The organism is Roseibium sp. FZY0029, assembly GCF_036350355.1.
Classification (GTDB): domain Bacteria; phylum Pseudomonadota; class Alphaproteobacteria; order Rhizobiales; family Stappiaceae; genus Roseibium.
In genome coordinates this window covers 99,405-125,787 of the sequence record NZ_JAZDVZ010000007.1, presented here as the reverse complement: position 1 = coordinate 125,787, position 26,383 = coordinate 99,405, and the positions used below count along the sequence as shown (strand labels likewise).

The following is a 26,383-nucleotide window of genomic DNA, read 5'->3' as shown; positions in this document are numbered from 1 at the left end:
GAGGCAGGGAACGGGTCATATTGGCCTGAGAGCGGGATCTGCCGACATGCAGTCACGGTCCAAAGAAAGGGGCGGGACCTCCTTCTCCAGACGCCTTCGGAGACCGATAGCTGTTCCGAAAACCAGTAGCGCACTGATCCAGCGGCGCCCGGAAACACCTCTGGATCAGGAGATTATTTCTTCTTGTTCATGGCTGCGGCGAGGGCCGCGGCCAGTGCGTTATTGCCGCTGTCTCCGCCAGAGGATTTCGGGCCACTGCCGCCGCGCGGGCCGTTTCCGCGCGGGCCGTTGCCACCGCCGGGGCCTTTTCCGCCGGGGCCTCGGCCTGCCGGGGCACCCCGGAGCTGACCGCCGCGATCCTGGCTACCCCTGTCCTGGCTGCCGCGTTCGCGCTGGCCCTGATAGTCGGCCTGGGACTTCATGGTCATGGAGATGCGCTTGCGCGGAACATCCACCTCCAGGATCGTCACCTTCACGATATCGCCGGCCTTGACGACCTTGTGGGGATCATCAACGAAACGGTCGGCCAATTGGGAGACATGCACCAGTCCGTCCTGATGGACCCCGACATCGACGAAGGCACCGAAGTTGGTAACGTTGGTCACCGTACCTTCCAGTTTCATGCCCGGCTTCAGGTCGGAAATTTCCTCAATGCCGTCCTGAAGGGTGGCGGTCTTGAATTCGGGGCGCGGGTCGCGGCCGGGCTTTTCCAGTTCCGACAGGATGTCCTTCACTGTCGGCAGGCCGAACTTCTCGTCGGTGAATTCGGACGGTTCGAGGCCTTTCAGAAGTGATGCATCGCCCATGATCTGGCGCACGTCGCGGCCGCAGGCCTTCACGATCCGTTTGGCCAGCGGATAGGCTTCCGGGTGGACGGAGGAGGCGTCCAGCGGCTCCTTGCCTTCGTTGATGCGCAGGAAACCGGCACAAAGTTCAAACGCCTTTGCACCAAGGCGCGGCACGTCCTTGAGCTGGGTCCGGCTGTCGAACCGGCCGATGGCTTCACGGTGTTCGACCACGGCCTTCGCCAGACTGTCCGAAAGGCCGGAAATGCGTGACAGCAGGGCAGGCGAGGCGGTGTTGAGATCAACGCCGACAGCATTCACCGCATCTTCGACAACCGCATCCAGCGCACGGGCCAGCTTGGTCTGGTTGACGTCATGCTGATACTGACCGACGCCGATGGATTTCGGTTCGATCTTCACCAGTTCGGCAAGAGGGTCTTGCAGACGGCGGGCGATGGAGGCTGCACCGCGCAGCGAAACGTCGACGTCAGGCATTTCCTTCGCCGCCAGTTCCGAGGCTGAATAGACCGAGGCGCCAGCTTCGTTGACGATGACCTTGACCGGGCGCTGGGCGGCCGGGATGTCCGCAAGAACATCGCCTGCCAGCTTGTCGGTTTCACGGCTTGCGGTACCATTGCCGATGGCGATCAGACCGACCTTGTGTTTCGCGATCAGGGCAAGCAGGGCGGCGCGGGAGCCGGAAACATCATTGCGCGGCTGGAAGGGGTAGATGGTAGCCGTGTCGACCAGCTTGCCCGTCGCATCGACAACGGCAACCTTCACGCCGGTCCGGATACCCGGATCGAGACCAAGCGTCGTTCTGGAGCCGGCGGGGGCTGCCAACAGCAGATCCTTGAGGTTGCGGGCAAACACCTGGATGGCTTCTTCTTCCGCCTTGTCGCGCAGAACGCCCATCAGGTCGAGTTCAAGGTGCAGGGCGAGCTTCACCTTCCAGGCAAAGCGGGCGGCTTCCATCAGCCACTTGTCGGCGGCCCTGCCCCGGTCGGCGATGCCATAGGTGTCGGCAACCATCTTCACGGCGGGCAGCACGGGAGAGACATCGTCCGCATCGACCGTCAGGTCGACGGACAGGATGCCTTCGTTGCGGCCGCGGAACAGCGCGAGCGCACGGTGGCTGGGGATCTTGGACCATTGTTCGGAATAGTCGAAGTAGTCGGCGAATTTCGCCCCCTTTTCCGCCATGCCGTCGATGAGTTTCGATTGAACGACCCCGCGTTCCTCGACATGGCGGCGCAAGCGGCCGACCAGATCGGCATTTTCGGCAAATCGCTCCATCAGGATCTGGCGGGCCCCGTCCAGCGCCGCCTTGGTGTCGGCAACGCCCTTGCCTTCATCGACGAAGGCAGCAGCTTCAGCTTCGGGATCCCGGGACGGGTCGTCCAGAAGCGTGTCCGCCAACGGTTCCAGACCGGCTTCGCGGGCAATCTGCGCCTTGGTGCGGCGCTTTTTCTTGAACGGCAGATAGATGTCCTCAAGCTGGGACTTGGTATCGGCCGCCTGGATGCTGGCAACAAGATCGTCTGTGAGCTTGCCCTGCTCCTCGATGGATTTGGTGATGGCTGCGCGGCGATCTTCCATTTCGCGCAGATAGATCAGCCGCTCTTCCAGCTTGCGAAGCTGGGTGTCATCCAGCCCGCCGGTGGCTTCCTTCCGGTAACGGGCGATGAAAGGCACCGTGGAGCCTTCGTCCAGCATCTGGACGGCCGCATTCACCTGTCCGGCCTTGCAGCCGATTTCATCCGCGATCCTCTGCGCGATGCGCAGGGCAGTCTGGGCGGACAGGGCGCTCTGGGCCCCCTTGGAAGTGGAGGCGGCCGGGTCGGTCATCGTTACGCTTGCCATTTGCGAAAGGTACTTTCCGTCGAAAAAACTGAGCCGCAGACGATAAGCCTCCACAATCGGGCGGAAAAGGGACAAGAGGGCTCCGTCCACTGTGAAATGCCCGCTTCGCGCCATTCGGCAAGCACGGGATCAACCCTTCTCACGCCCCGGGATTTCCCGGCTTCAGGGCAGGTATTGAAAAGAGACGGATTTGAGATACACTCTTAGGTTGAGTGTAGGGTGGTTGCTGTACGGATAGCAATAAATTGCGTATTCTACGTTCGAAACGAGCAGGTATTCTTTGAACACGATATCGTGGTTGGTTGGCAGTGTGCATGTTTTTACAAAAATGCATGACCTGCCGGAGCTCGGGTTTCTCGAGCTTTAATAACCAGATAACACGGTTTGTTATGAGGAGTGCAGACCGATGGCACGCGGACGGCCAAGAAAAGTAAATACCAAAGACGCTCTTCATTCCGTGATGATCGCTTTTTGGCAGAACGGCTATACCGGGACCTCGATGACCGACCTCGCCGAAGCGTCGGGCATGGCCAAACCGGGCCTTTACGCTGCATTCGGCGACAAGGAAGCACTGTTTGAAAAAGCGCTGATGCACTATTTCGAGACCTATGGCGGGCCGGTTTTCGACAAGTTGAAACGGGCCGAAAAACACGTGGTCGAGGACTTTCGGGATTTCCTCGGCGCGGTCGCGGACCTGACGCTGGACAAGGAAACGCCTGCAGGATGCTTCCTGGTCAATGCCCTTGTCGACTGCACCTATGGCGCACAGCGGCATCAGGAGGTTGTCCTGAACCTGCGGGCGGCCCGGTTCAAGGCCATCAGGGACCGGCTCCTGAAGGCGCTTGCAGCCGGCGAGATACCCGAAGACACGGATATCGATCGCACGGCGACCTTCATCGACGGACAGTTTTCAGCGATTGCCCTGCTCGGGCGCAGCGGCAGCACCGAAAACGATCTGAAGACCTTTGTCGAAACAGGTCTTCAGGCTCTTCCGGGAAACGACGGCGTGCAGGAGTATTCCGGCGTTCCAGCGAACGCGCCTATCTTACGACAGTGATCTGCTCGGCAGCACGGGTGACCGCGGTATAGAGCCAGCGGCCCTTGTGCTCGCGGAAGGCCCAGCTTTCATCGAAGAGCACCACATTGTCCCACTGCGAGCCCTGAGCCTTGTGCACGGTCAGGGCGTAGCCGTAGTCGAATTCGTCCGCCTTGCGCCGGATGGCGTAGGGAATGCTTTCCGCACCATCTTCGAACATCGCCGGCAATACCTTCACCTTGACGGCGTTTCTCGATAGCTCGTCTTCGGACACGACGTCGAAGCGCAATGTGTTGCCGCGCGGTGGCCGCAGGCGTTTCACCGTCCACAGGCCGCCGTTCAATAGCCCCTTGGTCTTGTCGTTCCTGAGGCACACCAGCTTGTCACCGACAGCGGGCATGGGGGTGGAGAAATCCTTCAGCTCGCGAATGCGGGCGTTATAGAGCCGGCGCGTCTTGTTGGTGCCGACCAGCACCTGATCGGCGGCAAGGATCTGGTCCTTGTCGATGTCGCGCCGATGAATCACCCGGCTCTCGCCGAAGGTACCGTAATCGAGCTGGCCGCCGTCGCGAATCGTCATCGACATGCGCACGATCGGATTGTCCTGCGCCTGCCGGTGAACCTCTGTCAGCAACACGTCGGGCTCTGCTTCGGTGAAAAAGCCGCCGCCCTTGACCGGAGGCAACTGAGCCGGGTCGCCGAGCACAAGAACGGGCGTGCCGAAAGACAGGAGGTCCTTGCCCAGGTCTTCGTCCACCATGGAGCATTCGTCGATGACGATCAGGCTCGCCGTTGCGGCCTGGCTGTCCCGCTTGATGGCGAACTGCGGACCATTGTCGTCCTCATCGTCGTCGAGATCTTCTTCTTCCTTGGCCGAGCGCGGGCGGTAGATCAGCGAATGGATCGTGCCTGCATCCTCGCAGCCTTTCTGGCGCAGCACATGCGCTGCCTTGCCGGTGAAGGCGCCGAAACAGACATCGCCGTCGATGCCTTCCGCCAGATGCCGGGCCAAGGTGGTCTTGCCCGTGCCGGCAAAGCCAAACAGGCGGAACACCTGCCGGTCGCCGCGCTTCAGCCAGGCAGCGGCTTCTTTCAGGGCTTCGTCTTGTTGCGGGGACCAGGCCACGAAAATGCTCCTTCAGGATTAGACTCGGTTGCTTACCCCGAAACGGGCGATTCGACCACGGCGGAAATCGACAGGTCTGTCTCCTGGTGGATTTGCTCGTGGTTGCCGAATGGCAAGGTCGTCAAGCGCTGACCGAGAAGTGCCATCTTGGGCGGCAATCTATTGTCGGCCCAAGCCTCAATCTCAGCCTCATCCTTCGAGACGCGTACTTTCGTACGCTCCTCAGGATGAGGTGTACGTGGTTGAAGGGCGCGAGTGAGGTTCCTACCCCAGCACCGAGAATGAACTTTCCTTCGTCAGCGCGCGCTTGCGGGAGAATGTGGCCGTGTTGAGCGTGTGGGCAACATGCTGCAGCTTGAATTGCAGCGGATGGGCGTCGTGGTCGTTGCCGGCTTCGCAGTAGCCGATCAGGTCGGCCATCAGGCGTCCGGCGACCGTTGCGTTCTTGAACTGGTTGCCGCTGGTGCCGATGGCCAGGTAATAGCCATCCACATTGGTCCGGTCGTAGATTGGCAACCAGTCGTCCGTGGCATCATAAAGCGCTGCCACACCAACCGGGTGCTGCGAGACGCCAAGTTCCGGCACACGCTGGGAGTAACGGTAGGCATAGGTGAGGCCGCGGTCGGTGAGGTCCATCGCGAAATCGTCGGGATCTTCTTCAAGATGCGGATCACAGGCCGGATTCTGGCTGCCGATCATCAACTGGCCGCCACCGCCAGGCTTGACGTAGACCGAGATGTCATTGTCGGAAACCACAAGGCCTTCGCGGGAATAGTTGAGGCTTTCCGGCGGCGCGATCTGGACCACCTCCTGCCGCAATGGACGGTGGCCGATCTTCAGCCCTGTCTCCCCTTCCAGAAGGCCATTCACCTTGCCGGAATGCGGACCGGCCACATTGATGACGATTCCTGCGGGAATGTGTTCACCGCTATCGCAGGCCACACCAGTGACACGGTTGTTCTCCACCGGGATCTTGACGACCTTGGTCTTGAAACGAAACTCGGCCCCAAGCTTCGCAGCCGCGTCCTTTAGATTGCGCGCGGCTATCTGCGGGTCGTCCACATATCCACCTGCTGGAAAAAAGACACCGCCCTGAAGCGAACCGCCGGTCGGCATACCGAAGTCGTCGTTATCCATGGTTTTCGCCGGAGCGAAGCAGTCCAGATTGTAGCCCGGAAGTTCCCGCGTAATGCGGTCGGCCGACCAGTGTTCATAGGGAATGCCGAGCGCGTCGGCATGTTCCAGAACATGCTTCTGATAATTATCGGACGCCGTTTTCATCACCAGGGTTCCGGTCTCGATGAAACGGGCCAGACCGTCCGTTTCCTCCGTGTCCAGATAGGCCTGCCAGTTCTTCCAGTCGTGATAGCCCTCCAGCGCCATGGCCGTGCCATCGCGGGTGGAATAGTAAGTGCGGATCACCGCGGCCGAACTGGAGGTAGAACCATAGCCAGCGGCCGGCAAGGCGTCGACGTTCAATGTTTTGTAACCCTTGCGGGTCAGCGAGAGTGCGATGGCGCAGCCGATGATGCCGGCGCCGATGATAATGACGTCGTAACGGTGCGGCGTATGGTGCGATTCTGGCATGGCTGTCCTTCTTTCCGGCATTCGGCCAACAACAGGGGACAGCCCCATTTTTGTCTAGCGGCAAAACCGCCACTTGATGTTCCGATCCGGTCATCCGCCTTATCGAAAAGGCTACATTTGCGAATAAAAATCATCATATGGTTATAAAATTTAACATGCTGATGAATTTGCGAAATATCGCAGAATTTGTTCTCAAGTCTCAAATTGTTCTGAACTCGGCCTGCTCGCATAGTTGACCCGTTCCTTCGGTTTGCGCCGATTTTTCAAACATTTGGAGACTTCCTTGCCGCGAGTGACATTCTGCGAGTGGCCGACGCTGGCCCTTATTCTGGCCAGCTCGTCGGCATGGATTCTGGTGATTGGACTTTATTCCGAGCTTGGGCCATTGGTGGTCTGTCCGTTGGCGGCGATCCTGGTGACGCTGCAATCCTCCCTGCAGCATGAAGTGCTGCACGGGCACCCGACGCGCAGTCCCGCGCTCAACGAAGCGCTGGTTTATTGCTCGTTCGGCCTGTGTGTGCCGTATCGCCGTTTCAAGTCACTTCACCTGCGCCATCACAACAATGATCGCCTGACGGACCCCTATGACGATCCGGAGAGCTTCTATCTGGCCTGGGCAGACTGGCAGAAGCTGCCGCGTGCGATCCAACTGGTGCTGACGATCAACAACACGCTCATCGGCAGGTTGCTGATCGGCCCGGCGGTTTCCGTGGCCGGTTTCGTCGGGGCTGAAATCCGGATGATGATGGCCGGGGACAGGGTGGTCATGCGGGCCTGGGCGCATCATGCCGCCGGTTTGGTGCCGGTGGTTCTCTATGTCACGCTGGTTGGCGGCATGCCGTTCTGGCTTTACATCGTCGCTGTTGCCTATCCGGGGATGAGCCTCTTGATGCTGCGCACCTATGCGGAACACCGCGCACATGAACAGGCGGAAGCCCGATCCATCATCGTCGAGTTTTGCCCGGTGTTCTCGCTTCTGTTCTTGAACAATAATCTCCATGTCGTTCATCATGCCAATCCGCGTGCGCCCTGGTATCGTCTGCCGCATCTCTACCGCGCCGCCCGAACGCAATGGCACGAGCGGAACGGCGGTTATGTCTTTTCCAGCTATTTCCAGTTGGCCAGACATTACCTGTTCAAGGTCAAGGAGCCCGTTGTGCACCCGATCAAACACAATCAAACAAGTGGGTTTTCCGCCGCGGAAAAGGCGGTGTCTTGACCGGGAGATCTTTTCTCGCCGTTCGGCTGCCGATGTATGACTGGCCGGAAGTGCGTGCTGCGACCCGAGATCTTGAAAGCGCGCTTCAGGCCGCACTTTGCCAGACTCTGAACCTGACCGATGGTGACATCCGGCCGTGGCCGGCGGGACGCGACCTTGCTGACACCTGGACGGATCCGGGTCTTCTCCTGTCGCAAACCTGCGGTTATCCGCTGACCCATGCACTCGCAGGCAAGGTCAGGCTGGTGGGGACACCTCATTACGATGCCGAAGGGTGTGATGGTCCACGCTATTGCAGCCAGCTGATCGTACAGCGGGACAGTGCCCATCAGACCCTGGCAGACCTGCGCGGGAAGCGAGCCGTCTTCAACGGTCCGGACAGCCAGTCGGGCATGAATGCCTTTCGGCACGCGGTGGCGCAGCTTGAAACCGGCGGAAGTTTCTTTTCAGAGGTGGGTGAGAGCGGCAGTCATCTGGCGTCGTTGAGGGCCGTCGCTGACGGCAAGGCCGACATCGCTTCGATCGACGCGGTCTGCTGGGCCTTGGTCTGCCGGGAGGTTCCCGACCTGGCGCAGCAACTTCGGCCGCTTGCCCGCACTGCATCTGCGCCCGGGTTGCCCCTGATCACCTCTCGCCGGTTCAGCGATACGCAACACGCGCTTATAACCGAGGCCGTCGCCGAGGTGTTTACCGCCCCTGAAACGCAACCAAGCCGCTGCCGTCTTGGTATCAAGGGCTTCTCGAACCTGTCTTCTGACGATTACGCGGTGATCTTGAAAATGGAAGCCGAGGCTGCCGGCCACGATTATCCCGTGCTGGCCTGACAGCAGCCTTGCCGCATTAACCATAAATACCGTTTCACGGGAGAAACCCGCAGAGGCTCTGGCGCAAAAGTTAACGAGCGGTTACGATTCATGGTAAATGAAGCGTTAACAGCGAGACGTGTCATGAATTCGTTCTGCAAAACCCTGTTGGCCGCAGCCGGCCTGAGCATCACCCTTGGAGCCGCAGCACAGGCCGAAAGCGGCACGACGCGCATCGTCCACAACGAGCCCTATGGCGCCATCGTCACCAAGGAAGCCGGTGTTCTGGTCTTCCGCGGCCTGCCGCCGACTCGTAAGGTGATCGTCAATCCGGACGGCAAGACGCCACTGGAACTGAAACAGACCGAAGTGACCGAAACCAACGTGATGGTTTTTGCCGATCAGAGCGATTACGTGCGTGCCCTCGGGCCGAAGATCATCCGGTTGAAGTAAAGGCCGAGAGCCGGTCTGCTGGTGTGTTCTGATAAGCCGACTGGCTTCTGCCATCGGTTTGCTTAGGTGGCATGATAATCTGCCAGTCCCCACCAAACTGCTCATCCTGAGGAGGGCTGAAAGCCCATCTCGAAAGATGGGCAAATTGCGCTGGCGTTTGCCGCCCATCCTTCGAGACGGCGCTTGGCACCTCCTCAGGATGAGGCCGTGGGGAGCGGAGTTCAGATTGAGATGAGGACAGGACGGCGCGCATCCTGGTCGGGTGAGCGTGTTCCCGGTTTTAAGCTGTTGAGCCGTTAGGCTTGCGCCACGCAGGTCTTGAGCGGGCGAAGGACCGGTTTATCCGAACGTTCCCGCCCGCATCCATCTTTCGACACTCGATAGTGCCCATCCAAGACCACCGCTTCATCCTGAGGAGCGCGCTTGCGCGCGTCTCGAAGGATGGGCCGCTTGCTCCGGAGGTCGCCACCCATCCTTATCTGTTGAGATTGGCTTCGAGACGCCGCCAAGGCGTCTCCTCAGAAGGAGATCGTGAGGACGAGGTTCGGGACGTCTCGGGCAATGTTGGATTGTCCCAAGCACGTAGATCATTGACAGACTTCAGCCTGTGTTCCGGCAGGATGTACCCCGGGGCGGAGTGAGGCAGGGTGGGGTTGCCCGGCCAGACCAAACCCTCACATGCGCATGCGTTCGGCTTTCGGGTCGAACAGCGGCTCGCTGATGATGGTGGCCTTGCGGCGCTCGCCGAGGATCTCGATCTCGAAAGCGCCTTCCTGCGTGTTTGTTGCCAGGTTTGCCGGAATGTAGCCTTGGGCAAGGGATTTGCGCAGGTAGTGGGCATAGCCGCCGGAGGTCACCCAGCCGATCACCTTGCCGTCGTGCCAGACGGGTTCGTCGCCCATGACGTCGGCGTCCGAAGCGTCGACCACGAAGCTGACACGCAGGCGCTTCGGCCCTTCATCGAATTCTTTCTGGGCTGCGTCCTTGCCGATGAAGGCGTCCTTGGACAGTTTCACGAAACGGCCGAGATCGGCTTCGAATGGACCGTAGATCGGGCGGAATTCGCGGAACCAGGTGCCGAAGTTCTTTTCCAGCCTGAGGCAGAGCAGGGCGCGCATGCCGAAGTTGACGATGTTGAACTCGGCCCCGGCTGCCATCAGGGCATCATAGACCTGGCGCTGATACTCCGGTGCCATCCAGATCTCGTAGCCGAGGTCGCCCGTGTAGGTGATGCGGTTGACCTTGCAGGGTGCATTGGCAACATCCATTTCGCGGAAGTCCATGAAGCGGAAGGCTTCGCCCGAGACATCCTCGCCGGTGATCTTCTCCAGAACCTTGCGTGAATTCGGGCCGGCGATGGACAGACCAACCCAGCCGAGATTGATCGCACGGATCGTTACCGAGCCATCTTCTGGCAGGTGCTTTTCGAACCAGCGCATGTGATAGATCTCTGCCTGGGACGAGCCCCACATGTAGAACGTCTGCTCGGTGGCGCGGGCGATGGTGAAATCGCCGATCAGCTTGCCGTTCTCGTTCAGCATCGGCGTCAGAACGATGCGGCCGATCTTCGGCATGGTGTTGGTCATCAAAAGCGACAGGAAGCTTTCCGCGCCTGGCCCGGTAATCTCGTATTTGGCGAAGTTGGCGGTTTCCGTCACGCCCACGCTCTCGCGCACGGCCCGGCACTCGGCGCCGATGTGCTCAAAATCGTTGGAGCGGTGGTAGGAGACGATGTCCCTGGCTTCCACGCCGTCCGGAGCGAACCACAGCGGTGTTTCCAGGCCCCAGCTGTCGCCCATGACGGCGCCTTGCGCCAGCATGCGGTCGTAAAGCGGTGTGGTCTGATGCGGTCGGCCTGCCGGCAGTTCCTCGTTCGGGAACCGGATCCGGAAGCGGCGGCGATAGTTTTCCTGAACCTTGGCATTGGTGTAGGAGAGGGTTGCCCAGGTGCCGTAGCGGGCAACATCCATGCCCCAGATGTCGTAGCCGGGGTCGCCGTTGATCATCCAGTTGGCCAGCGTCAGGCCGACGCCGCCGCCCTGGCTGAACCCGGCCATGACACCGCAGGCGACCCAGTAGTTCCGAAGCCCGCGCACCGGACCGACCAGCGGGTTGCCGTCCGGGGCGAAGGTGAAGGGCCCGTTGATGATCTGCTTGATACCGGCATTCTGGAGCGCCGGGAAATGCTCGAAGCCGACTTCCAGTTCAGGTGCGATCCGGTCGAGATCAGGTGCCAGCAGTTCATGTCCGAAGTCCCAGGGGGTCTGGCGCGGGCTCCACGGTCGGCAGTTCTGCTCGTAGGTGCCGAGCAGCACGCCCTTGCCTTCCTGGCGGGTGTAGATCTCGCCGCCGAAATCCAGCACGCCGATCAGTTCCTTGCCGGTGGCTTCGTTGTGTGAGGTCACTTCCTCCATCTCGTCGGTCAGGAGGTACATGTGCTCCATGGCGAGCACCGGTAACTCCAAACCGACCATACGCCCGCATTCGCGCGCCCACAGACCTCCGGCGTTGACCACGTGCTCGGCGTGGATCGTGCCCTTGTTGGTGATGACATCCCAGGTGCCATCCGGCGTTTGAACCAGGTCTTCCACCTTGGTGTGGCGCAGCACGGTCGCGCCGTTGACGCGGGCGGCCTTGGCATAGGCATGGGTGGTACCGGAGGGGTCAAGATGGCCTTCAATCGGGTCCCAGAGCGCGCCGATGAAATGTTTCTCGTCCAGAAGCGGGAACATCTTCTTGGCTTCGGAAACGGAAATCAGCTCCAGATCCATGCCGAGATAGCGGCCTTTGGCCTGGGCCAGACGCAGGAAGTCCATGCGCTCGGGCGTGTCGGCCAGCATCACGCCGCCGGTGAGGTGCAGGCTGCAGGACTGGCCGGAAATTTCCTCCAGCTCCTTGTAGAGATCGACGGTGTAGCTTTGCAGCTGGGCGACGTTCGGATCCCCGTTGAGGGTGTGGAAACCGCCGGCCGCGTGCCAGGAGGAGCCTGAGGTCAGTTCGTCACGTTCGATCAGCGTCACGTCTTTCCAGCCGAGCTTGGTCAGGTGATACAGAACGCTGCAGCCGACAACGCCACCGCCAATGACAACAACCTGAGTGTGGGTATTCATGCAATCTGCTCCGGAAGCGCCTGCTCTTGCACGGCAGGCCGTGTTCAATCGTTGGACATGAAATGATCAGAAGTCGGTGGGGGCGCCGCCCTCGGCCTTTCGCCTCTCGACAAAGGCGGTGATTTCCTCGTCGATAGCCGGATCAAGCGGGGGCTGCTCATAGGCTTCCAGTGCCTTCTTGTAGAGACTGTTCGCCTTGTCGTAAGCGGTCGGGCTGCCGGCCTCTGCCCAGGTCTCGTAATTGCGCCAGTCGGAAACGATGGGGGCGTAGAAAGCGTCCTTGTAGCGGTCCTGGGTGTGCTGGGTGCCGAAGAAGTGGCCGGCTGGCCCGACTTCGCGGATCGCATCGACGGCAAGGGCTGCTTCAGAGACGTCGAGCGGCGTCAGGTATTCGGCGATCTTCTGCAGCAGGTCGATGTCGGTGATGAATTTCTCGAAACCGGCGCTCAATCCGCCTTCCAGCCAGCCGGCGGCATGTTTGATGATATGTGCGCCGCCGTTGATCGCGCCCCATTCCGACAGCGTGGTTTCCAGCGCCGCCTGATAGTCGACGGTGTTGGCCGCGCATACGCCGGACGAGCGATAGGGAAGATGATAGCGCCGGGCGAGCTGGCCGCCGACGATTGCCGCCTTCATGTATTCCGGCGTGCCGAAGGCAGGCGCGCCGGATTTCATATCGACGTTGGAGGTAAAGCCGCCATAGACCACCGGCGCGCCGGGCCGCACAAGCTGGGAGAAGGCGATCCCTGCGAGGGCTTCCGCGTTCTGCAGGGTCAGTGCACCTGACACCGTGACGGGGGCCATGGCCCCGGCAAGGGTGAAGGGCGTGACGATGGAGACCTGACCGGCCTTGGCCATTTCGATCAGGCCCTGCAGCATCGGCGTGTCGAGCCTCAGCGGCGAGGAGGTGTTGATGACCGTTGCCACGCAGGGGGTCTCGATGAATTCCTCCCGCGTGAGGCCGTAGCCGATCCGGGTCAGTTCCAGTCCGTCGAGGTTGCGCTCTTTGCCGAGTGAATAGATGTGAAAGACCTTGTCGGTCAGCCGAAGCATGTCGGCAACGCAGTCGAGGTGGCGCACGGAAGCGTGGATATCGACCGGTTCGACCGGATAGCCCATGACGCAGTGAATGATGTTGAAGAACTGGGCAAGCTTCAGGAAGTTGCGATAGTCCTCCTGGTTGCCGGGGCGACGGCCGTGGTCGCGGTCGACGGCGTTGGGCGCACTGGCCACGCAGGAAAAGGCAAGGGCATTGCCGCCCACCTGCAAGTCATGTGCCCGGTTGCGGGCTCGGATCGTGAACTCGGAGGGAGCCTTGGCGACAAGCTCTTCCACCATGGCCCGGTCCATGCGCACACGATCCGTCCCTGGCGTGATGTCGGCCCCGGCGTCTTTCAGGATTTGCCTCGCCTCCTCGTGCAGGAAGTCGATCCCGATCTCTTCCAGAACGCGCATGGATGCGTCGTGGATCGCTTCCAGTTCGTCAGCGGAAACGGCTTCCAGCGGCTTGAAGATATGCCGGGGCTGCTTGAACGGCTTTTGCGGAAAGAGATCCGGTCCGGCCTTTTCGCCGCCCCTGCGCCGCCGTCCGCGCCGTGCCGGAGCCGTCTCGGCAAGCGCGGCCGTTTCGATGTCATGGGTCATGTCGTCCGCCACTGTTGCAGAAAGCCGGAATGCGGTCCGGTGCCATTTCATTCGACGTTACTTGAGACGGCGCTTTCGGCGGGCAGTCTCAGAACGACGGCCAGTGCTACAACTCCGACATCGGCGATCGGTGTCTGGCTCATCAGGCCTTGCGGACCAATCGGGGCTTGACGGCAAGGTCCTTCAAAGCGATCAGAACACAGAGACTTTTTATGGGGACCCTTCTTGCGCCTGTCGCTGTCGGATACAGACCTTCTGGCCTATTTGAAAACGCTGCTGCCGGTGAAGGCCTGGGGGACGGCGCGCCTGCGGCCGTTGCCGGTTGCCTATACCTCACGATTCTGGCGCCTCGACACGCCCGGGCGAAGCTATGTCATCAAGGAGTTCTTTCCCGAAAACGAGGACAACCCGCTTTATCCGACCTTGCCACGTCAGGAAGCCGATGCCCTTGCCGTGCTTTCCCGCCATGGCCTGTCGCCGGAGCTGGAAGCTTTCACCTACAGCCCGGTGAAAACGCCGCTTTTGATCTATGGCTATCCGACCCCTGTCGACAATGAGATTGATGTCGGTGAGGCCGCGGAGCTGATCGGGCGCTTTGCTGCCTTGAGCGAACCGGTGCCGGGGCACCAGACCGTTCCGGCCGGATATCATGAGGTGTTGGCGCGGGGCGATGCCATGCTGGGGCTCATTCCAATGAGCCGCAAGGCAGCCAACCTCAAACGCCTGCGCCCTGACGACAAGGCCGTTGAGCAACGCGAGATCAAGCGGTCGCTCGTTCACCGCAGTTTCTGTCTCGGTACGATCCAGGCAACCGGCGACGGCGCCCGGCTGATCGACTGGCAATTCGCCGGGCTTGGCGATCCGGTGGAGGATATCGCCTGTTTTGTCTCGCCGGGTCTTGCAACACTCTATGGCCTTCACCCGCTGGTCGCCCATGCGGAGGAGGTGTTCTTGACCCGCTATCCGGTTCAGGAAACGGTCGAGCATTTCCTGAAGGAGCGCGGCGCCTATCACTGGTGCCTGGCAGCCTATTGCCTGTTCCGGCATGAAACCCTGATGCATTCCAATGCCCCGGCAGCGCGGGCCTATGGCCGTGCGCTGGAAGAGGAAGTCGACCTGCTGCTGCGTTTGCGCGGCCGATGAGGGGCGTTCGCAGCGCTTGTAATCAATCTGTCATGGGAGAGCGCTAACGGGAGGCATGTCCATCCAGCTTGCTTCCGTTACCAAGTCCTTCGATGCCCATAAGGCGCTGAACAATGTGTCGCTTTCCATCGAGGACGGAACGTTTTTCGTGGTGCTCGGCCCCTCCGGCTGCGGCAAGTCGACCTTGCTGCGTGCCATTGCCGGACTGGAGCCTGTCGATGCAGGCGAGATCACGCTTGGCGGGCAGGCCGTTGCGCGCAAAGGCCTGCACCTGCCGCCCGAGCAGCGCCAGGTCGGCGTGGTGTTTCAGTCCTATGCGCTGTGGCCACACATGAATGTTGCCGCCAATGTCGCCTTTCCGCTGGAAACGGCAGGAGAGAAGCGGGGCAAGGTGGCTGCGCGTGTGGCGGAGTGTCTGGAAACGGTTGCCCTGACACCTTACAGCCAGCGCAAACCGGCAGAACTTTCGGGCGGTCAACGCCAGCGGGTGGCGCTGGCGCGGTGCCTGGCGCAGGGAGCCCGCACCGTCTTGATGGACGAACCGCTTGCCAATCTCGACCCGCATCTGCGCAGCGCGATGGAAGAGGAGCTGGCGGCGTTTCACAGGGCTAGCGGCGCAACGACCCTGTTCATCACCCATGACCAGCGCGAGGCGATGGCGCTTGCCGACAAGGTGGCGGTGATGTGGGACGGCAGCATCTTGCAGGTGGCGGATCCCGACACGCTTTATCGCCGGCCGAACTCGAACAAGGTTGCCGGTTTCATCGGCAGAAGCACTCTGGTTCCGGTGAATGTGTTGCGGGTTGAAAACGGCGTGGCACAGGTGCGTTTCGGCGAGATTGCCGCGGTCGTCGATTGTCCGGAACAAACTGTTCCGGGTGCCGCAACATTGCTGCTTCGGCCGGAGCATCTGGTGCTGGCAACAGGAGCATCCGGTTTCAAGGCCACGGTCGAGCGAACGATTTATCGAGGGGGTTATTGGGACGTCCTTGTCCGTCTCGACGGCCTTTCGCAGCCGCTTCTGATGATGCTTGACCGCAAGGCAGAACCGGGGGAGATCCTGCAGCTGACTGTTCAGCGGGGCTGGGTGCTGCCGAAGTGAGTCTTGCTCCTTGCTGCCATTCCGGGCAAAGCGCATTGCAGACCCGGGATCCAGTAGCCATAGGCACCGGGAAAGCGCCATATCTGCTGCGGCGTAGTGGATCGCGGTCCTGGCTATGCCAGAGCAGGATGACAAGAGCTTCGACTATCCTTCAATCTTTCCACGGGATAGTCCCGGCCGGTACCCGCTTCGCAAGCGCGTTCATTGCCAGCATGATGAAAACCGTTGCGGCCACCACAACAACCGACATGGCAGCGGCAAGGGTAGTGTATCCGCCGTCTTCGTAGTTGAAGATCGTGGTGCCGATGGTCTCGTTTCCGGTCGACCAGAGCAAGGCGGAGACCGTGACTTCATTGTAAGCAGTCAGGAACACCAGGATTGCCCCGGAGGCAGCCGCCGGGGCTGCGAGCGGGGTGAAGATCCGCGTCATGCGCCGGAAGAAACCGGCGCCGGCTACCCGAGCGGCATCCTCCAGCGAGCTGTCCATCTGCAGGAAGGCGGCGGCAACCGGTTTCAGGCCAACGGCCAGGAAGACGGAGACATAGGCAATCAGGATGATCCAGAGCGTGCCGTAGAGCGAGATGTTCAAAAGCGGCAGGGGCCGGATGAAGGCCAGGATAAAGGCAATCGACATCACCAGGCCGGGAACAGCAAAGGCGATTTCCGACTGTGTCAGCGCAAGGTTTGCCCAGTTCCGATGGGCCCGTTTCCGGTGAGCGAGGAAATAGGCCAGGAACAGGCTGACGAAGGCGATGGCAAGTGCGGCCGATCCTGCGATGATCGTGGAATTGGCGAAGGCGCGCAGTGTAACGGACTGGCGCCAGAGTATCTCGGTGAAGTTTTCGAAGGTCATGGTTTCAGCCGAAAGGGGCAGGCCGTAGGTGCGGACCAGCGAGGTTGCCAGCAGAGAGGCGGTCGGCAACAGCAGTACGAAGGCGACGAAAAGCCAGAGCGCCGCTTCGATGAAGGGACGCTTGCCGCCAAGCGAAATCGCCAGCGGGTCCTGCGGCAGGCCGATGAGGCTGGTGCGCATGCGCCGCTGCAGGACGCCTTGCAACAGAATGGCTGCAAGGGCAACGGCGGACAGAATGACCGAAATCACCGCCACATTAGGCAGCACATCCGGCCCGAAGCTTGCCAGCCTGCGCCAGACCAGAACGGGCAATGTGGTGTAACGCGCCGGAATGCCGATCAGCGCGTTGATGCCGAAGTTGCCAAGCGCTGCCACAAAGGCCAGAGCGAACCCGGCCAGCAGCGAGGGGGCCAGAAGCGGCAGGATGATCCGGCGCAGCATCAACAGGCTCCCGGCGCCGGAAACACGAGCTGCGTCCGACAGTTCGCGTGGGAATGACCTGAGCGCGGCGCGCACCAGCAGGAACACCAGCGGGCTGTGCTGCAGGGTCAGCAGCAGGACAAGGCCTTCGCGGGAATAAAGCGGATGCGTGGAGCCGAGTTCCGGTGCCAGCCCAAGCCAGCGCAGCACCGGGCTGCCCGGGCCAAGTGCCTGGATCCAGGCAATTGCCGTGACATGCGGCGGGATCATCATCGGCAGCAGGATCAGAAAGACCAGCAGGCCCTTGGCGCGAATATCGGTGAGGCCGATCAGGAGTGCGAGGAGGGTGCCGAGCGCGGTTGCGGCAACTGCAGACCAGAAGCTGCTCTCGATTGAGTGCCACAAGGCGCGCAAGACTGACCGGCTTTGCAACGCCTCCAGAAGCGGGCCGACGTTCAGTCCGTGCTCGCCTGTCAGTCCGGTCTTGAACAAGAGCAGCAACGGCAGGCCACAGATCAGCGTTGCGCCGAGAACGAGTGCGAGGAGGGTGGTCTTTTCGGAAAGCTTTGATAGCTGCACAGGGATTTACCGTTGCTTCCCGCCGTCATTCCGGACAAGTGCGGCGCAGCCGAGCGATGATCCGGAATCCAGACATGTTTCGCGCCGGAGGCGCGGCCAAATTCCAAACGGAAAAGTATTCGCTTTGCTCATGCTGATGTCTGGATTCCGAATCAGCATGCAGCCTTGCTGCATTTGTCCGGAATGACGTGAAAAGAATGGAAGGCCGCGCGGGAAACGAGTACCGCGCAGCCGAACTTGTTTTGCGTAGACAGCCTTAACCGCCGAAGATCTCGGAGAATTTCATCTTGTTGGCCTGGTCCTGTTTCAGGGCTTCGGCCGGATCGAACTTCATGAGCTTGATCTGGTCGCGGGCCGGGAAGCCTTCCGGGGCGGGCACGCCCGGGTGAGCCGGCAGATAGCCCTGGGAAGCGGCGAGCTTCTGACCGTCTTCGGAAATCAGGAAGTCGACAAATGCCTTGGCCGCATCCGGGTTCTGGGCGGTAGAGAGGATTGCGACCGGCTCGGTGACGGCGGAAACGCCTTCTTCCGGGAAGACGAACTCGACCGGAGCGCCTTTCAGCTTTTCGCGGATCGGCAGGAAGTCGACGACGAAGCCGTAGAGTTTCTCGCCACCGGCAATCGCCTTGTAGACACCGCCATTGCCACCCTGCGGGTTGGCGCCCTGGTCTGCGAGGCCTTCGTAATAGGCCCAGCCGAGATCCGGGTTAGAGGTCAGCGCGGTCATGTGGATGGTGGCGGCACCGGAGGTCAGCGGCGACGGCATGGCCAGCTTGTCCTTGGCTTCCGGCTTCAACAGATCCTTGTAGGACGTCGGCTTCATCGGTGCATTGGTGTTGTACATGATGCCGGTGGTGATCAGCTTGGTGGAGAAGTAGGTCTTGTCCTTGTCCATGATCGCCGGATCGTAGGCGGAAATATCGGCCGCCTCATGGGCCATCAGGCGGCCTTCCTGCTTCAGGCTTTCCATGGTCACCATGTCGGCGATCAGCAGCACGTCCGGCTTCGGTGCACCGGCTTCGAATTCGGCCAGCAGCTTCGCCATGATCTTGGTGGTGCCATCGCGCACCCATTCGACTTCAACACCGGGATGGGCGGCGGTGAAGGCGTCGACGGTTGCCTGGGCGTCGGCGTTCGGCTGCGAGGTGTAGAGCACGAGCTTGCCGGTAACATCTTCGGCGTAGGCGGAGGCGGATGCCGCGGCCAGAAGACCGGCTGCAAACAGAAGCTTTTTCATGTGACAGATCCTTTGCACAGAGCAGCAAAAGGGTTGCGGATGAAGATCGCCTATCAGCTCTACATGACAGTTTTATTCGGGTAGCCGGTATTTTTACGGGTAATTTAGCCGGCTAAATTGAATGCGCAGAGTATTGTTGTGGCTACCGGCGCTCCGTTGATGAGGCCGGTAGCCGGTTGCTTTTAAGGTCAGGCGTAGCTCGCGCAAGTGCCTTCCGAAACAAGTTCCAGCCCCTGGGTCTTGCCGGCAAGCGCTGCCGGCAGGCTGGTGACAGGTTCGAGATAAAGCGCGTAGGTGGAATGATGAACCGGCAGCACCTTGCCCGGCCGGAGCCGATCCACGAAGATGGCGGCATGACCTGCGCCCATGCTGATCTGCCCAAGAGGTCCTGAAGTGCCGACGCCGCCAAGATGGGGAATGAACACGTCCGGCGACCCGAAGCCTTCGAGCGCGTCGAGCACATTCGGCGTCGGGAAAGTGTCGCCGGTCCAATAGACCGACTTTGTCCAGTCGCCCTGACGTATCTCCAGCCAATAACCGTTGCCGGGACCAAGCAGGGCCGCAATCTCCGGGTTTTCCGAATGTTCGGCAGGCAGAGCGGTCAGTGTGAGAGTGACGTCACCCCTGGTGATCACGTGAGGTTTCATCCAGTCGGCCACCTGAACCTGCGTGAAGCCTTTTGCGGCAAGGCGTTCCCGGTCATGAGAGGGAACGAGAAACGGCATGTCCGGGGCAATTGCGCTTTCCGCCTTCTGGTCGAAATGATCTTCGTGCAAGTGGGACAGGACAACTTGATCCACTCTGGAAAGATCGACACCGCGAAACGGGGTCAGCCGTTCGTGCGGCACCACATCGGGTCCCTTGGCGAGGTCGAACATCTTGTTGGGATCTCCCATGCGGAACGCCTGCTTACCTTCGCCAAAGGCCGGGTCGGTCAGGAGGGTGAGGTCACCGCATTCGATCAGCATGGTTGCGCCGCCAAGCCAGGTGATGTCGAGCCGGGGAGACTTTGTGGTCTGTGCGGGGGCGGCCGAAACTCCGGTAAAGATTGCCGGAGCAGCCAGCGTCATGGTGCAAGCTGATTTCAGAAAACTGCGCCGTTTCATGGGATTGCCTCTTGGTGCCGTTGATGGTGCACAGGAGGTAGACCGATACTATTATTCAGTGTAGCTGTTTAAACGTGAACACTCTGGCTGAAATTATCGCTCAATGACAACGCTTGCACATCTGGAAACCTTTGTCGAAGTCGCCAGTCTTGGCAGTTTTGCCGCTGCCGCGCGTCAGCTTGATCTGCCGAGGTCGACGGTCACGGCTCGTATCAAGACATTGGAGGAGGAGCTGGGTGTTGCCTTGTTCCGGCGCACGACCAGGCAGGTGCGGCTGACGGTGGAGGGCGAGGCCTACCGGGAAAAGGTTCAGCCGGCTTTGCGGGCTCTGGAGGAGGCTGGCGAACAGCTGAAATCGGCGCAGGCACCGCAAGGGATCGTGCGTGTGTCCGTGCCGGTCGACCTGCCGCTGGATGTTCTGGCAGAGGCGATGGCCAGCTTCAACGAACGGTTTCCGGACGTTCAGATTGACGTGCATGTCAGTGATCGCCCTGTGGATCTGACCGCAGAGCGGTTCGACTTCGCCCTTCGCGGAAACCGGGTTGCATTGGAGAGTGTCATCGTCCGAAAGATTGCGTCCAGTCCCATGGTCCTTGTCGCCTGTCCGGATCTGTTGGAAGGGGCGACGTTCGACGACTTGCTGACGTCAGGACGGGTGATCGATCCTGCAGAAATTCTGATGCAGGCAGGCAAAGAGGGGGGCGTGCCTCTTTACAGGACGCGAAACCTGCAGCTTGCGCGAGCCCTTGTATTGAAAGGCAGTGTGGCGGGTATCTTGCCGAAATCGATGTGTGTCGAATCCCTGGCGGATGGGCATATCAGGAAGGCTCCGTGTCCGGTCGATCTGCCGGAGCTGCCGCTCTTTGCGGTCCTGCCGTCACGACGGTTCATCCCCAAGCGCGTTCGACTGCTGGTGGATCATCTGGCAAGTGCTTTCGGCTGATCGGATTTTACGCGATCTTGCCCCATCCAGACATTGCCGTTCAGCAGCTTGTCGGCTATCACCGCCCCACCAGACATTAATCGATTTATGAAAGGCATGTTCATGAGCTCAAACGGCGCGGCCGCGGAAATCGGCCTGATCGGTCTCGGTACCATGGGCGGCAACCTTGCGCTCAATATTGCCGAACATGGCTTTCAGATCGCGGTCTTCAACCGGACCACGGAAAAGACCGACCAGTTCATGGCAAAGGCCGGGGAACTTGCGCCGAAACTCGTGCCGACCAAGACGCTGGAAGAGTTCGTTGCCTCCATCAAGAGCCCGCGCGCGGTCATCCTGATGGTTCCGGCCGGTGACGCGGTCGATGCGCAGATCGAGGCCTTGCGGCCGCTGCTCGATGCCGGCGATCTCATCATCGATGCGGGCAATGCCAATTACCACGACACCAACCGCCGTGCGGCGGATGCTGCCGAGAAAGGCCCACGCTTCATGGGCATCGGCGTATCCGGCGGCGAGGAAGGCGCGCGCTTTGGTCCGTCCATCATGGGCGGCGGCGCGAAAGATGCCTGGGATCAGGTCGGACATATTCTGGAAGCTATCTCCGCCAAGCACGAAGAAACGCCCTGTGCGGCTTATCTCGGTGAAGCGGGTGCAGGTCATCTGGTCAAGACCGTCCACAACGGCATCGAATATGCCGACATGCAGATGATTGCCGAAGTCTACGGCGTCATGCGTGACGGTTTCGGCATGTCGGCGTCCGATATCGGCGATGTCTTCGAGAAGTGGAACGGCGGCATCCTGCAGTCCTACCTGATCGAGATTTCCGGCAAGGTTGCCAAGACGGCGGATCCGGACACCGGCAAGCCGATGCTCGACATCATCCTGGACAAGGCCGGCCAGAAAGGCACCGGCCGCTGGACCGCCATCGAAGCCTTGATGCTGGGCATGCCGGCGAGCGCCATCGAGGCGGCGGTTGCCGTGCGCAACATGTCGGCGCGGTATGAGGAACGCAAGGAAGGCGAAGCCGAATTCGGCGCGGCCCCGACCGGCATGGACCGCGAAGCGGTGACGATCGATGCGCTGGAAGCGGCGCTCGTTGCCGGCAAGATCATCTGTTACGCGCAGGGCTTCGGTCTGATCCTGGAAGCGGCCAAGCAATACGGCTGGGCAATGCCTCTACCGGAAATCGCCAGGATCTGGCGCAACGGCTGCATCATCCGCTCGTCCATGCTGAACGACATGGCGTCTGCACTTTCCGACAATGCCGAACGCAACCTGATGCTGGCGCCGTTCTTCTCATCAAAGCTGAAGCAAACCGAAGCAATGCTTCGCCAGGTCGTTGCCCAGTCCGCGTTGCACGGCTTGCCGGTGCCGGCGCTTTCGGCAGCGCTGTCCTATTTCGACATCATGCGCACCGGCCGGTCCACCGCGAATATGCTTCAGGGCCAGCGCGATTTCTTCGGCGCCCATGGGTTTGAGCGCACCGACAAGGCCGGTGGTGGATACCATGGCCCCTGGGCGATGGGGTGAGTTTCTGAAAGTGGCGGACGCCCGCTTTATTTGACTGGGAGTCATTCCGGAGAAGCGACTTGCATCGTACTTGTCCGGAATGACGGCGTCGGCGTTGAAGTTTTCACACTGTCCAAGCGTTTAGGCGCCAGGACTTTCAAGCGCTCAATCTGGAAGATTGGGCGCGCTTCTACTTGAAGACCTCTTCCAGCACTTCTTTTCTGTCTCTTCTGCGAAAGAGCCGCGGCAGCAGGTGGAACCACTGGTAATAGCCGAGAGCGGTGCAGAGCAGGGTCACGGGGGCGATAAACTCAACGGGTGTTATCAGGCCAAAAATGACGGCCGTCAGTCCTGCAACGGTTCCGAGAAAACCAAGCGGGAAAGTCAAAGCCGCAATGATCAGAATGAACGCGCTGGAGGCGACTTCTCTGATGAGCACGTCGTTCACCGCAAGCGCCAGAAATGTCCCGCCGACTGTGAAGCAGACAAGACAATAGACTGTTTTGGGAACGTTCATCCGATCAGGCCCCGCATTGCCAACATGTTCTCCATGCAGGCTTTTTGACGATTCTTCTGTTACTGCGCCAGCCCCAGCGCTGCCATGTTGGCGATCGATGCCGGCAGGCCGGCGTGGTCGCGCAGTTCGATGATCAGGCGCGGGTCACTGTCAAGCTTGGACAGCGCATCGAACACGGAGTGCCAGTTGATGGTGCCCTGCCCAAGCGTCCAGTGGCGGTCGGCGTAGCCGTCAGCGTCCTGCAGGTGGATGTGGCGCAGGCGGTTGCCGGCGACCTTGACGTAATAATCAACCGGCGGAGCGCCGGTCGTGCCGTGGGCATAATGCGCATGGCCGGTGTCGATCGAGATTTTCACCGCATCCGAACCGAAGCTCTCGGCCAGTTCGATCCGGGCAGAGGGGTCCTTGTCTTCGATATTCTCGATGACAAGTTCGCAGCCGATGTCTTCGGCGCGCTTGACCGCGTCCGTCATGGTCAGGTGGCAGAGTTCTATCTTGCGCCGGCGGCCATTTTCGTAATTGTCGAGGTTGTTGTAGTCCCACGTCGTGAAGGGGCTGTGCACCACCATGTGGGTGCCGCCCAGGGCCTCGCAGACCTCTAGCCCCTGTAGGAGGCGCTTGCGCACGATCTCGCGCACGTCGACATCCATGCTGTCCACGGTAAAGCCGAAGAAAGGGCCGTGGATGCCGACGCGGCCCTGATGGCCGTCGAGCAGTTTTTTGGCCTTTTCGACAATCGGCTTCCAGTCGCCGTTGAGAACTTCCGCCGGCCAGAAGTCCTGCAGCTCCAGATCCCGCGGTTTGTCCAGCATCAGCTGGCGATGGGTTTCCAGCGAAGAGACTGTCAGCGCAGCGCCGAGAATGGGTAGGTCGGTCATGAAACACCTTTGAAAAAGACGAAACGGTTGCCGCCTGATTAGAGGCTGATCCTTGACACTATTGCGACGGCCGGCAGATCAAATGTCAGTATCCACGTTGCCGGTCGACTGCCTGTGGAACCGTGCCGTCTTCAAAATACCGGCCGATGTTGTCGGCAACGATCCTGGAGGTAGAGCTGATGCCGGTTGGAGCGGTGATGTGCGGCAGGACCGTGACCTTGTCATGATCCCAAAGCGGACTTGATGGCGGCAGCGGCTCTTCATCGAAGACATCGAGAACGGCGTGGTCGAGTGGGCCGTTGTCGAGTGCGTTGATGAGAGCGGCGATGTCGATAATAGGGCCCCGGGCGAAGTTGATGATCGAGGCGCTTTTCTTGCAGGCGCTCAGTTCCTCCTGGCCGATCAGCCCGCGTGTTTCCTCCGTCAACGGCATCAGCAGGACGATGAAATCCGACTGGCCGAGCACCTCCAGAAGGCCGTCGCGGCCATGCCGGCAGACAATCCCCTCGATTGCTTTTTCGGACCGACTCCAGCCAAGCACGTTGAAGCCGTTGGCTTTCATCCGCAAGGCAGACGCTGCGCCGAGCTTGCCCAGGCCCAGGACGCCGACCGTGCGTTCCTGAGGGCTTTTGAGTTCATGATCCTGCCAGATCTTCTGGCGCTGCTGGGCCATGTACCGGGGCATGCCCCTGTGCAGGTAAAGCGTCCAGGCGAGAACGGCTTCCGACATGGTTTCAGCCATTTGCGGATCCGTGAGGCGGACGATCTGCGGGCCGTCCGCAGGAAGTTCGCTCATCAGGCGCTCCACGCCGGCCCACAGGCTTTGCACCCAGACCAGATTGGGAAGAGCTGCTACATTGGCCGGATCGGGATTGGCGACAATGGCAACGCGCGCTGCGGTGCGCTCCTCTTCCGTCAGGTCCTCAAACGGCTTGACGGCGGCGATACCGTCGAGAGCCTGCGGCAGGGCCGTCCTCCAGGTCTGGCGCTCATCGGGGCTGGCGGAAGATACGAAGGGGACAACTGGCCTCATGCGGCAAAAACCCCGGCTTCATCCGCAAAGCCTTTGATTTCGATGGGGTTGCCGGAAGGGTCCTTGAAAAACATGGTGCTCTGCTCGCCGGGTTGGCCCTCGAACCGGACGGTCGGGGCGATGACGAAGGCGAGGTTAGCGTCTGTCAATTTTTGTGCAAGCACCTTCCAGGTCTCCATGTCCAGGACCACGCCCAGATGCGGCATCGGCACCATGTGATCCCCAACCTTGCCTGTGTTGGTCGTTGCAAAAGGCTTGCCGAGATGGAGGGACACCTGATGGCCGAAGAAGTTGAAGTCGACCCAGGTATCCGTGCTGCGGCCTTCCTTGCAGCCAAGCAGGCCGCCGTAGAACGCACGGGCTTCGTCCAGATCGGTGACGTGGTAGGCAAGATGGAAACAGGGTTGCATCGCTCAGCTCCTTTGAAAACGGGTGTTGAGTAGCAGATCCGATCCAAAACATTTAAGATGTTTTTCTGCTTCTGAGCGAAGGAAAATATTTTGGATACCCGTTTTCTCGAAAGCCTGCTGGCGGTTGCCGAAACCGGCTCCATCGCGGCTGCGGCCCGTCAGCAGGGGCTAACGGCCGCTGCGGTCAGCCAGCGTATCCGTGTGCTGGAAGCCGAATTCGGAGCAGCGCTGTTGAACCGGACAGCGCACGCGGCCTTGCCGACCGAAACCTGCTTCCGGCTCTTGCCCGCGGCGCGCCGTCTGGTGCGCGACGCGGAACAGTTGATCAGCGGCATAGATGCCTCCGGGCTGAGTGGACCGTTCCGGCTGGGGGCTGTGTCGACGGCGCTATCGGACACGGTGCCTGCCGTCATTCAACACTTCCGGGTCAAGGCGCCTCAGGCCGTGCTGACAGTCCGGCCCGGGACGTCGGCCGATCTTTACGAAGGTCTGCGCAGCGGGGGACTGGACGCGGCCATCACGGTTGTCGCTCCCTTTGATTTGCCCAAGGACATCATCAGCCGAACGCTGGAGGTTCAAGCTGTCGTTCATGCCTTGCCGCCGGACCGTGACACATCTGTCAGTGCGGAAGACCTTCCCTGGATCGTCTACGACAGACAGTCGTGGGGTGGCCGCAAGTTATGGGCGGCGTTCGGCGGCCTGGTTGGCGAGGAGCACATTCTGTGCGAGCTCGATGCCCCTGAAACGATTGCACAGATGGTGTCTCACGGAGCTGGGCAGGCGATCCTGCCTGTCTGGCAGGGTTTGCGGACGCATGGGCCGGCGATGACCTTGAAAGATCTTCCGGGTGGCATGGGGCGCGAAATGGTTTTCTTGCGAAAATACGCTTGTGCCGCTCCGGTACTTGCGGACCTCGTGCACGAGGTGTTGCGTGAGCAGGTCGTCAAGTGATCTGCTGAAATAAAGCACCTTATAGTTGATATATTTGCATTTAAACACTTTTTAGGCGTGAGTGGATTCGTTTCGTCAG

Annotated in this window: 21 protein-coding genes; 9 read left to right on the top strand and 12 right to left on the bottom strand. The window is 60.6% G+C overall.

Annotated elements, in window-relative coordinates; translation table 11 throughout:
- Positions 1-173: 173 nt before the first annotated feature.
- A complete protein-coding gene (locus V1T76_RS20165; protein WP_330562467.1) occupies positions 174-2,648 on the bottom strand; it encodes a Tex family protein in 2,475 nt (824 codons plus the stop codon).
- Between the two features lie 460 nt (positions 2,649-3,108).
- On the opposite strand from V1T76_RS20165, the gene V1T76_RS20160 reads away from it, so the two are divergent.
- On the top strand, positions 3,109-3,705 hold the full coding sequence (locus V1T76_RS20160) for a TetR/AcrR family transcriptional regulator (RefSeq protein WP_330562683.1): 597 nt from the start codon (positions 3,109-3,111) through the stop codon (positions 3,703-3,705).
- On the opposite strand, the gene V1T76_RS20155 is transcribed toward V1T76_RS20160, so the two are convergent.
- Both V1T76_RS20155 and V1T76_RS20150 read right to left on the bottom strand, forming a co-directional pair.
- Complete coding sequence (locus tag V1T76_RS20155) at positions 3,689-4,810, bottom strand: ATP-dependent DNA helicase (protein ID WP_330562465.1); 1,122 nt, start codon at positions 4,808-4,810, stop codon at positions 3,689-3,691. The genes V1T76_RS20160 and V1T76_RS20155 overlap by 17 nt on opposite strands.
- 264 nt (positions 4,811-5,074) lie before the next feature.
- On the bottom strand, positions 5,075-6,397 hold the full coding sequence (locus V1T76_RS20150; RefSeq protein WP_330562464.1) for an NAD(P)/FAD-dependent oxidoreductase: 1,323 nt from the start codon (positions 6,395-6,397) through the stop codon (positions 5,075-5,077).
- A gap of 292 nt (positions 6,398-6,689) precedes the next feature.
- Here V1T76_RS20150 and V1T76_RS20145 point away from each other — a divergent pair, with 292 nt between their 5' ends.
- The 3 genes from V1T76_RS20145 to V1T76_RS20135 all read left to right on the top strand — a co-directional run bounded on the left by V1T76_RS20145 (position 6,690) and on the right by V1T76_RS20135 (position 8,872).
- Complete coding sequence (locus V1T76_RS20145) at positions 6,690-7,616, top strand: fatty acid desaturase (protein WP_330562682.1); 927 nt, start codon at positions 6,690-6,692, stop codon at positions 7,614-7,616.
- The gene (locus V1T76_RS20140; protein ID WP_330562463.1) at positions 7,613-8,440 is read left to right on the top strand and encodes a phosphate/phosphite/phosphonate ABC transporter substrate-binding protein; all 828 of its coding nucleotides are present in this window, start codon (positions 7,613-7,615) and stop codon (positions 8,438-8,440) included. The genes V1T76_RS20145 and V1T76_RS20140 overlap by 4 nt, the downstream gene beginning before the upstream one ends.
- Positions 8,441-8,563: 123 nt before the next feature.
- Complete coding sequence (locus V1T76_RS20135; RefSeq protein WP_330562462.1) at positions 8,564-8,872, top strand: hypothetical protein; 309 nt, start codon at positions 8,564-8,566, stop codon at positions 8,870-8,872.
- Positions 8,873-9,546: 674 nt separating this feature from the next.
- Here V1T76_RS20135 and V1T76_RS20130 read toward each other — a convergent pair.
- Positions 9,547-11,982 (bottom strand): GcvT family protein, encoded by a 2,436-nt coding sequence (locus tag V1T76_RS20130; protein WP_330562460.1) that lies wholly within the window; start codon positions 11,980-11,982, stop codon positions 9,547-9,549.
- Between the two features lie 66 nt (positions 11,983-12,048).
- Entirely contained in the window at positions 12,049-13,626 is a 1,578-nt protein-coding gene (locus V1T76_RS20125) for a trimethylamine methyltransferase family protein (protein ID WP_330562459.1), read from the bottom strand.
- A gap of 225 nt (positions 13,627-13,851) precedes the next feature.
- Between V1T76_RS20125 and V1T76_RS20120 the strand changes: the two genes are divergently transcribed.
- Both V1T76_RS20120 and V1T76_RS20115 read left to right on the top strand, forming a co-directional pair.
- Positions 13,852-14,769 carry a phosphotransferase gene (locus tag V1T76_RS20120; protein ID WP_330562457.1) on the top strand — a complete coding sequence of 306 codons (918 nt, stop codon included), beginning with the start codon at positions 13,852-13,854 and terminating at the stop codon, positions 14,767-14,769.
- A gap of 55 nt (positions 14,770-14,824) precedes the next feature.
- Complete coding sequence (locus V1T76_RS20115; protein ID WP_330562456.1) at positions 14,825-15,871, top strand: ABC transporter ATP-binding protein; 1,047 nt, start codon at positions 14,825-14,827, stop codon at positions 15,869-15,871.
- A gap of 151 nt (positions 15,872-16,022) precedes the next feature.
- Here V1T76_RS20115 and V1T76_RS20110 read toward each other — a convergent pair whose 3' ends face one another.
- The 3 genes from V1T76_RS20110 to V1T76_RS20100 all read right to left on the bottom strand — a co-directional run bounded on the left by V1T76_RS20110 (position 16,023) and on the right by V1T76_RS20100 (position 20,066).
- Complete coding sequence (locus tag V1T76_RS20110; RefSeq protein WP_330562454.1) at positions 16,023-17,723, bottom strand: ABC transporter permease; 1,701 nt, start codon at positions 17,721-17,723, stop codon at positions 16,023-16,025.
- Positions 17,724-17,979: 256 nt separating this feature from the next.
- Positions 17,980-18,960: an ABC transporter substrate-binding protein gene (locus V1T76_RS20105; protein WP_330562453.1), complete on the bottom strand. Its 981-nt coding sequence runs from the start codon at positions 18,958-18,960 to the stop codon at positions 17,980-17,982.
- Positions 18,961-19,148: 188 nt separating this feature from the next.
- Positions 19,149-20,066, bottom strand: a complete 918-nt coding sequence (locus V1T76_RS20100) for an MBL fold metallo-hydrolase (RefSeq protein ID WP_330562452.1) — start codon at positions 20,064-20,066, stop codon at positions 19,149-19,151.
- 103 nt (positions 20,067-20,169) lie between these two features.
- Between V1T76_RS20100 and V1T76_RS20095 the strand changes: the two genes are divergently transcribed.
- Complete coding sequence (locus tag V1T76_RS20095) at positions 20,170-21,009, top strand: LysR family transcriptional regulator (protein ID WP_330562451.1); 840 nt, start codon at positions 20,170-20,172, stop codon at positions 21,007-21,009.
- 102 nt (positions 21,010-21,111) lie between these two features.
- Positions 21,112-22,536, top strand: coding sequence for an NADP-dependent phosphogluconate dehydrogenase (gndA, locus tag V1T76_RS20090; protein ID WP_330562450.1), 1,425 nt, complete (start codon positions 21,112-21,114; stop codon positions 22,534-22,536).
- A gap of 169 nt (positions 22,537-22,705) precedes the next feature.
- On the opposite strand, the gene V1T76_RS20085 is transcribed toward gndA, so the two are convergent.
- From V1T76_RS20085 to V1T76_RS20070, 4 genes are all read right to left on the bottom strand, one after another.
- Positions 22,706-23,032 carry a hypothetical protein gene (locus tag V1T76_RS20085; protein ID WP_330562449.1) on the bottom strand — a complete coding sequence of 109 codons (327 nt, stop codon included), beginning with the start codon at positions 23,030-23,032 and terminating at the stop codon, positions 22,706-22,708.
- Between the two features lie 59 nt (positions 23,033-23,091).
- Complete coding sequence (locus V1T76_RS20080) at positions 23,092-23,910, bottom strand: sugar phosphate isomerase/epimerase family protein (protein WP_330562447.1); 819 nt, start codon at positions 23,908-23,910, stop codon at positions 23,092-23,094.
- 85 nt (positions 23,911-23,995) lie between these two features.
- On the bottom strand, positions 23,996-24,943 hold the full coding sequence (locus V1T76_RS20075; RefSeq protein ID WP_330562446.1) for a 2-hydroxyacid dehydrogenase: 948 nt from the start codon (positions 24,941-24,943) through the stop codon (positions 23,996-23,998).
- On the bottom strand, positions 24,940-25,353 hold the full coding sequence (locus tag V1T76_RS20070; protein ID WP_330562445.1) for a VOC family protein: 414 nt from the start codon (positions 25,351-25,353) through the stop codon (positions 24,940-24,942). The genes V1T76_RS20075 and V1T76_RS20070 overlap by 4 nt, the downstream gene beginning before the upstream one ends.
- A 90-nt stretch (positions 25,354-25,443) precedes the next feature.
- Here V1T76_RS20070 and V1T76_RS20065 point away from each other — a divergent pair, with 90 nt between their 5' ends.
- A complete protein-coding gene (locus tag V1T76_RS20065) occupies positions 25,444-26,304 on the top strand; it encodes a LysR family transcriptional regulator (RefSeq protein WP_330562444.1) in 861 nt (286 codons plus the stop codon).
- Positions 26,305-26,383 lie beyond the last annotated feature (79 nt).